Source organism: Stenotrophomonas sp. Ste96 (assembly GCF_024519495.1).
Taxonomy (GTDB): Bacteria; Pseudomonadota; Gammaproteobacteria; order Xanthomonadales; family Xanthomonadaceae; genus Stenotrophomonas; species Stenotrophomonas bentonitica_A.
Genome location: NZ_JALJRX010000005.1, coordinates 39,240 through 47,182, shown reverse-complemented (window position 1 = coordinate 47,182; position 7,943 = coordinate 39,240). Strand labels below are relative to the sequence as shown.

The 7,943-nt window shown below is 67.7% G+C and carries 8 protein-coding genes (1 of these 8 only partly in view); 3 read left to right on the top strand and 5 right to left on the bottom strand.

Annotation, left to right across the window (positions count from 1 at the left end; all coding sequences use genetic code 11):
* Window positions 1–54, top strand: partial view of a hypothetical protein gene (locus tag OC373_RS13375; protein WP_261997846.1) — the final stretch only. It extends 651 nt beyond the left edge of the window; 54 of the gene's 705 nt are visible here — the last part of the coding sequence; its start codon lies off the left edge, out of view; the stop codon is at window positions 52–54.
* A gap of 15 nt (window positions 55–69) precedes the next feature.
* Here OC373_RS13375 and OC373_RS13370 read toward each other — a convergent pair whose 3' ends face one another.
* Together OC373_RS13370 and OC373_RS13365 are read right to left on the bottom strand one after the other, a co-directional pair.
* A complete protein-coding gene (locus OC373_RS13370) occupies window positions 70–2,487 on the bottom strand; it encodes a DPP IV N-terminal domain-containing protein (RefSeq protein WP_070426443.1) in 2,418 nt (805 codons plus the stop codon).
* A 170-nt stretch (window positions 2,488–2,657) separates the two neighbouring features.
* Window positions 2,658–3,017, bottom strand: coding sequence for a DUF1428 domain-containing protein (locus OC373_RS13365; protein WP_070426444.1), 360 nt, complete (start codon window positions 3,015–3,017; stop codon window positions 2,658–2,660).
* A gap of 672 nt (window positions 3,018–3,689) precedes the next feature.
* Here OC373_RS13365 and OC373_RS13360 point away from each other — a divergent pair.
* Both OC373_RS13360 and OC373_RS13355 read left to right on the top strand, forming a co-directional pair.
* A complete protein-coding gene (locus OC373_RS13360; protein ID WP_019185563.1) occupies window positions 3,690–4,262 on the top strand; it encodes an Ax21 family protein in 573 nt (190 codons plus the stop codon).
* 132 nt (window positions 4,263–4,394) lie between these two features.
* Entirely contained in the window at window positions 4,395–4,820 is a 426-nt protein-coding gene (locus OC373_RS13355) for an NUDIX domain-containing protein (RefSeq protein ID WP_070426445.1), read from the top strand.
* Between the two features lie 18 nt (window positions 4,821–4,838).
* Here the strand turns inward: OC373_RS13355 and OC373_RS13350 are convergent, their stop codons facing one another.
* From OC373_RS13350 to OC373_RS13340, 3 genes are read right to left on the bottom strand one after another with little or no spacing between them, the layout of a single operon-like run.
* A complete protein-coding gene (locus OC373_RS13350) occupies window positions 4,839–5,942 on the bottom strand; it encodes a sugar kinase (RefSeq protein ID WP_261997845.1) in 1,104 nt (367 codons plus the stop codon).
* A complete protein-coding gene (locus OC373_RS13345) occupies window positions 5,939–7,120 on the bottom strand; it encodes a GDSL-type esterase/lipase family protein (RefSeq protein WP_261997844.1) in 1,182 nt (393 codons plus the stop codon). Before OC373_RS13345 ends, OC373_RS13350 begins: the two co-directional genes overlap by 4 nt.
* Window positions 7,121–7,150: 30 nt before the next feature.
* Window positions 7,151–7,906 carry a glucose 1-dehydrogenase gene (locus tag OC373_RS13340; protein WP_261997843.1) on the bottom strand — a complete coding sequence of 252 codons (756 nt, stop codon included), beginning with the start codon at window positions 7,904–7,906 and terminating at the stop codon, window positions 7,151–7,153.
* Window positions 7,907–7,943 lie beyond the last annotated feature (37 nt).

Sequence of the window (7,943 nt, the reverse complement as noted above, 5' to 3'; positions counted from 1 at the left end):
TGTTTTTTTGGCATGGGGGGCGGAACGGAGGATGCCGCCGATACCCATCGCTGAGCGAGGCGCGTCACCTCACGGCGAGGTGGCCGCCCCGATCCGGTAGGGCGGCGGCGTCGCGCCCATCAGATGCGTGACGAAGTAATCCCACATCCGGCGCATGTAGTAATCGTCGTTGCGGAACAGTTCGTGGTCCTGGTTGGGCAGGTAGAGCAGGTCGTAGTCCTTGTTGGCCAGCGTGAGGGCGCGCGCCAACTGCAGGGTCAACGCCGGCATCGCGTTCTCATCCAGGTCGCCGTAGACCAGCATCAGCCGACCCTGCAGGCGATCGGCCAGTGCATCGTTGGCCAGCGGCTGGAACAGCGCTGGCACTGCATCCGCTGCTGGGCGCACGGCGGTGCCGTCTGCATAGACCGGCTGGCCGCCGACCAGGCGGTCCATGCCGTGGATCGCGCCGCCGTACATGCCCTGGAAGCTGTGGCTGCCGGCCGAAGCCACGCCGACTTTGTAGAAGGTCGGATGACGCAGCAGCGCACGCGCCGCACTGTAGCCGCCGAAGGAATGCCCATAGATGCCGACCCGCGTCAGGTCCATGCCCGGATAACGTACGGCAAGCGCGCCGATCGCCGCGACGTGATCGTCCAGCTGCAGATCGGCCGCGCTCAGGAAGCTGGCATCGTGGAAAGCCTTTGAACGTCCGGGTGTGCCGCGCGCATCGATGCTCACCACCACGAAGCCGAGCTGGGCCAGGCTGGAGCGCGCGACGGGGTTCATCGTCGCGGTGGCGTCGACGAAGCCCACCGGGGTATTGGTGATGTGCGGTCCGCCGTACATGGCATCGATGACCGGATGCCGTCCATCCTCGCGGTAGCCAGGCGGCAGATAGACCGTGGCCTGCAGTTCGGTGCGTCCATCGGCGGCCAGGACACTCACCCGCTGTGGTGGCGTCCAGCCGGCGGCGCGCACGGCGCGGTCGTCGCCGCGCTCCAGTTCCAGCACGACCCGGCCATCGGCCGTTGAGCGCAGCACGCTGACTGGCGGCTGGTCCACCCGCGAGTAGCCATCGACAACGTACGCCGCCGAGGGCGACAACAGGTGGGAGGGACGCCCGCCCATGAGCACACCGGTTCCGCCTTCGATCGCATGATCGGCCGCTTCAGGTGTGAGGAGGACCGGCGCGCCACCATCCAGCGACACGCGGTACAGGCGTCGTTGATACGGATCACCCGGCTCGCGCCCGCCCGCAGTGAACAGCACCTGGCGACGCACCTCATCGACGCCGACCACATCGCGCACCAGCCATGCGCCCTTGGTGAGCTGGCGGACCACACGTCCATCGCGTCGATCGACCAGGTACAGATGGCCCCACCCATCGCGCTGCGAGAACCAGACGATGCCGTCGTCGTGCTGCAGGACGTGCACCGCCGGCCGGTTGTAGGGATAGCTGTTGAGCTGCACGCGGGTATCGCTGCGCTCCTCCTGCACGGTACGCACGCTGCCGGTACTGACATCCACCTCGACCAGACGCAGCCGTGCTGGGTGGTCATAGCGCGCGATCGCCGTATAGACCTTGCCGGCATCGGCCGACCAGCCCAGCACGCCGGCTTCGGTCAATGCATGCCAGCCCTCGGGAACGGGGATGCTGCGTGTGGCGCCATCCACCTCGCTGACGAACCACGCATCGCGGACCTGCTCGACGTCGCCCAGCAGGCCCAGCCGTACTTCGTGCACGACCGGGCGGAAGCCGGTGGCCGGCGCGGTGGCCAGGTAGGGATAGGGCAGGACGCGGCGTTCGTCGTAGCGCACGCCGAACAGGCGCTGGCTGTCCGGAGACCAGGTCACCGCGAACGGTGGTATCTGCATCCGGCCTTCCCGGCGCGGAATGCCGCGCAATGCAAAATCGGGCAGTACCCCATAACCGTACGAAGGCTCACCATCAAGAGTGAGCGCCCGTCGTTCGCCGTCGGCGCCGCGCCGCAGCCACAGATTGTCCTGCTCGACCCGCACGCTGTGCCGACCGTCAGGCGCAGGCAGGTCGCGCGGATCGGCGGCAGGCGATGACTGCACCTTGCACGGCATCGGCAGCGTGCATGCCGCCACCCGCTGTGCGTCCACGCGCAAGGTAATCCGTAGTCCATCGTCGCCGCTGGCGACGCGGTCCACCTGCTGCATGACGTTGCCCGGATCAGCGACCCCGGCAGCCTGCAGCGCCGTACGCATCACGTCGTCGTCAAACAGCGCCGCGCGCGTGGAGCCCACCGGATCGACCAACACGTAGCCGGTGCGGCCATCGTCCTCCTGGCGGGCATACCAGAAGCGGCCGTCCTGCAGCCAGCGCGGCGCGACGCTGGCATTGCGGACCTTGCCGCGCAGCTGCTGGTCGAGCACGCGCTCGGCGCGCTGGTACTGCACCAGGCCCGGCGCCTCGGCCCCGGCCGGTGGGCTGGTGATCGCGGTGACCGCCACGCCGAGAAAGAGCAGACAGTGAAACATCCCCGAACGTGGTGCGGCCATGCGTATCGCTCCCTGATGACGGTCGCCCGGCAGGCGGCATCGTCATCATGGCGCGCGCTCCTGCCAGCCTGGAGCACCGAGCATGCCGGTGCTCCAGCGCGCACTCAAGCGGCGCTGCGGCAGCGTGTGCGCCCCTCGGGGCCCCCCGCTTACTGTGTCAGTTCCACCACCGGCACGAAGCCACCGTAGATCATCCGCTTGCCGTCGAACGGCATCGGATTGTTCTCCGGGTTCATCCGCGGGTCCTCCATCATCTTCTGCATGCCGGCATCGCGGGTGGCTTTGTCCGGCCATTCGATCCACGAGAACAGCACGGTTTCATCGTCCTTGGCCGCCACCGCGCGATGGAAGTCGGTCTGCTTGCCATGCGGGACATCGTCGCCCCAGCACTCCACCACGCGCAGCGCGCCATGCTCGATGCAGATCGCATCGCCCATGTGCGCGTGTTCCAGGAATTTCGCTTTGTTCGCGGTCGGCACGGCAAGTACAAAACCATCGATGTAGGCCATGGCAGAGCTCCAGATGACGCGCCGGGATGGGCGTCTTCAAGACATACGACGAACCGGGGGACGGAATCTCGACACTGCGCCCGGTGGCCTTTGCGGCCAGTGAAGTTGTCCAGACGGGTCATGGAGTGAACAAATTCAGCATCCGATACGTCCTTTAGGGCTGCCTTTGGGACAAATGTCAGAAAAGTCTGAGTCATTGAGGGGAACATCCTGATAGTCCAGCTGACGCATTCAGCTCATGATGGCCTTGCCGGGCAGGACGCCCCACGGCGCCCTGCGGTCCAACGCCCCACGGCACGGACCTCGGTGCATCCAGGAGGATGGACGCGTTAGCCGATAACTCCCCAAGAGCGGCTTCCCCAGCGCGTGACGCCCCGAAAGGGCACCGTCGTGACCAGAATCCTTTCCCGCCCCGTCCACCTGCGCGCCGCGCCTTCCCCTTTGCATGACGCCCCCGCGTGATCCCCGCGGCAACGGGCGCTCACGCCGTCCTCGCCTGGAAAAAGTCACGCGCGTATGCCAGAGCGCGTCTGAACGCCGCCCCAAAATTCACTTTTGTGGACGCGGTCAACTTCAGGGCGGGTTGTGTCGAATAACGGAGAATTTACATTCCCGATGCAGTCCGGCCTCCATGCCGGGTGCAAGTAGTCCAAGACATAAAGGTGTACCCCCATGAAGACTTCGTTGATTGCTCTGGCCCTGGCCGCCGCCCTCCCGTTCACCGCTTCGGCGGCTGAAGGCCTGTCCTACAACTACGCTGAAGCCGACTACGTCAAGACCGACGCAGATGGCGGCAAGGCCGATGGTTGGGGCGTGAAGGGTTCCTACGCCTTCCACCCGAACTTCCACGCCTTCGGTGAGTACAACCAGCAGAAGACCGACATCGGCGACTTCAAGATCGACCAGTGGCGCGTGGGCGTTGGCTACAACCAGGAAATCGGTAACAGCACCGACTTCGTGGGCCGCGTCGCCTACAACAAGTTCGACCCGAAGGAAGGCCAGGACTTCAACGGCTACAGCGCTGAAGCCGGTATCCGTACCGCCTTTGGCCAGCATGCCGAAGTCTATGCCATGGCCGGCTACGAGGATTACAGCAAGAAGCACGGCGTCAATCCGGATGGCCAGTTCTACGGCCGCCTGGGTGGCCAGGTGAAGTTGAACCAGAACTGGGGCATCAACGGCGACATCAAGATGGATCGCCATGGCGACAAGGAATGGTCGGTCGGCCCGCGCTTCAGCTGGTAATCCCAGCGTGACCGCATCGCCACGCGCCTGACCGGCGTGGCAGGAAAGGCCCGGCATTGCCGGGCCTTTTTCGTGGGCGCGATCCAGGCACGGGCCCCGAGGGATAATGAAGCACCGCCATGGAGATGCCCGATGCCCCCGTCCTCTGATCTGCAGCACCCCCGCCTCGGCTGCGGTGCCGTCATCCAGCGCGCCGATGGCGCGATCCTGCTGGTCCAGCGCGGGCGTCAGCCTGAGCAGGGGCATTGGGGCCTGCCGGGCGGCAAGGTGGACTGGATGGAGAAGGTCGAAGATGCCGTGGTGCGCGAGGTGCAGGAGGAAACCGGGCTGCGTGTCGCAGTGACGCGTTTGCTGTGCGTGGTCGACCACTTCGAGCCGGCACTGGGGCAGCATTGGGTCGCCCCGGTGTATCTGGTGCGTGCGCTCGACGCCACCATCGCATCGGTGAAAGAGCCCGAGGCGTTGCTCGGGCTGGGCTGGTTCATGACGGATGCGCTGCCGGCGCCGCTCACGCTTTCTGCGCGGAAGGCCCTGGAACACCTCTCGATCGCGACTTGAGCTGCACCGTGGCGGCGCTCAGCGCCGCGCCGCCGCCCCATCGCCGCGCGCCACGGCCTCCACTTCAGCCAGGCTGGTGACAGCGCAATCGCCCGGCGTGGACATCGCCAGCGCGCCATGCGCGGCGCCCAGGTCCACCGCTGCCTGCTCGCCCTTGCCGCCGAGCAGGGCATGCACCACGCCGGCCACGAAGGCGTCGCCACCGCCGACACGGTCGAGCAGGTCTACTTCGCGTGCGGCGGAGACATACAGTTGCGACCGGGTGCGCAGCGCGCCGGCCCAGCCGTGGCGGGCGGCGTTGGCGGCGTCGCGCAGCGTGAACGCCACCGCCTGCAGCGCCGGGAACTGCGTCATCGCGCGCTCGGCGGCTGCCTCGGCCGGACCGACATCCATCGGCGTGTGGCGGCGACCGAGATCGCTCAGGTCCATGCCCAGGCATGCGGCGAACGAATACTCATCGCCGATCAGCAGATCGCATTCGGCGGCGATGGCGCAGTTGGTGTGCCGCGCGGCCTCCGGGTCCGGATGGCTGTTCCAGAGGCTGGCGCGGTAGTTGAGATCGTAGGACACCGCCACGCCGTGCCGGCGCGCAGCACGCACCGCCGCAATCGCCGTCGCCGCGCTGTGCTCGGACAGGGCGGCGAAGATCCCACCGGTATGCAGCCAGCGCACGCCGTGCTGGCCGAACAGCGCGTCCCAGTCGAAGGCCTCCGGCTGCAGTTGCGAGGCCGCCGAGTACGCGCGGTCGGAAATGCCCAGCGGCGCACGCGCCCCGAAACCACGCTCGGTGAAGTTCAGGCCCATGCGGGTGTTGCGGCCGATGCCATCGTAGTCGCGCCAGAGGATCTGGCTGGCATCCACGCCACCGGCCTGGATCAGCTGCTGGGCGAGCAGGCCGAGCTCGTTGCGCGGCAGGGCGGTGAGCACCCCGGTGCGGTGTTCGAACGTGCTGCACAGGCCGCGTGCGACGTTGTATTCGCCGCCGCCTTCCCACACGGTGAACTGGCGCGCGCTGCGGATCCTTCCCTCGCCGGGATCGAAGCGCAGCATCACCTCGCCCAGCGCCAGTGCGTCCCAGCGCTGGCCGTTGTCAGGCGCAACGACGAAGCTCTGGGCCGTCATCGCACCGGGCACCCGAGCAGGGCCAGATCGATGCCGTCGGCCATGCGCCGGTAGCCTTCATCGTTGGGATGCAGGTGATCGCGGGTGATGTCCTCGGGCAGGTTCTCCGGGTTGGCCGGATCGCGCAGGATCCGGTCGAAGTCGATCAGGCCATCGAAGCCGCTGCGGCCACCGCGCATCCAGGCGTTGAGGGTGGTGCGGGTGGCGGCCGCGATCGGCTCGTAGCGGTCCGAACCACCGAACGGCGTGATCGTGGCGGCGATCGGGCGGATGCCGTTGCTGTGCAGGCGTTCGGCGATCTGCCGGTAGCCCAGCACCATGTCCTCGGCGTTGCGGCCGGGCACGGGTGGGGTGCCGCCATCATGGCGGATGTCGTTGATGCCTTCGAACAGGATCACGCGGTCCACGTTCGGCAGCGCGATCACGTCGCGGTCCAGCCGCGCCAGCGCGCTGTGGCTGCGGCCATGGTCCATCACCTTGTTGCCGCTGATGCCGGCGTTGACCACCACCACCTGGTCCGGGCAGGCCTGCTGCAGGCGGGCGGACAGCAGTGCGGGCCAGTCGCCGTTGCTGCCGCGGGTGGCGGTGGCCCCTTCGGTGATGGAGTCGCCCAGGGCCACCACGACGATCGGCTTGCGGGTGCGTTCGGCCAGCACGGCCGAGACCACGTTCTGCCGGTAGGCGAGTTTGACCGCATCGCCGACCGTGGCCGCGCGGCCCTCGGCAATGCGCAGCGCGGTACGCCGGACGGCCGGGCGGGTGGCATCCGGGAAGTACACGGTGAGCGAGACGTCGGCCAGCGCCGGTGCGGTGATCGCGACCGGGTCGCTGAGCAGGGCGGCGCCGACCGGCACCACCACCTCGCCACGTCCATTGAACGTGACCGGCCTGGCCGCGGTGGCGGTGCCGGTGAGATGGGCCGAGGCACTGCCGATATGCAGCGGCGCCTGGCCGAGTTCATTGCTGATGCGGAAGCGCAGCGCCCTGGCCGAACTGGCCAGGCGCATGTCCTGGCGCACGGTCTGGCTCGCGAACTGCACCGGGGCCTCGGGGGTGCCATCAAGACGGTCCGGGGCCGGCGAGGCGGTCCAGGCCGGCACCCAGACCTGGGCCTGGGCGGGCAGCGCCGCAGCGCTGGTAGCGAGTGCAAGAGAGAATGCAGTGATCCAGCGCAGCATGGCGGCCCTCCCAGGCGGTCAGCGGGTCAATCAGGAGAAGTAGGTGCCGCCGTTGACGTCGACGTTGGCACCGGTGATGAAACCGGCGGCGTCGGAGGCCAGGTACACCGCGGTATCGGCGGCTTCCTGCGGACGGCCCTGGCGGCGCAGCGGCGTATTGCCGGCCACGGCAGTGCGTACTTCCGGCTTGGTGAATTCATCATGGAAGCGGGTGGCGATCATGCCGCAGCACAGCGCGTTGACGCGGATGCCGCGCGGGCCCAGTTCCTTGGCCATGGCGCGGGTGAAGGTCATCACCGCGGCCTTGGCGGTGGCGTAGATCGCCGCGCCCGGGCCACCGCCATCGCGGCCGGCCTGCGAGGCGAAGTTCACGATCGCGCCGCCTTCGGGCATGTGCGGCACCACCGCATGCGTGGTCAGGTAGACCGAGCTCATGTTGAGGTCCATCACCTTGTGGAAGAAGGCCTCGTCGATCTCGGCCAGCGGACGGCGCTGGACCATGCCACCGGCGACGTTCACCAGCACGTCGATCTGCGGGCCGAACGCGGCCTGGGTCGCGGCGACCATCGCCGCCACCGCCTTGGCATCGGTGACATCGGCGCGATGCACGATCGCGGTGCCGCCGGCGGCTTCGACCTGCTTGAGGGTCTCCTGCGCGCTGGCGTCGTCGTTGGCGTAGTTGATGCACACCTTGGCACCGGCCGCAGCCAGCTTGAGCGAGATCTCGCGGCCGATGTCACGGCCGCCACCGGTGACGATCGCCACCTTGTCCTTGAATTGGGTCATGAAACACTCCTGTGATGCGTTGGGGGAAAGGGAAGAA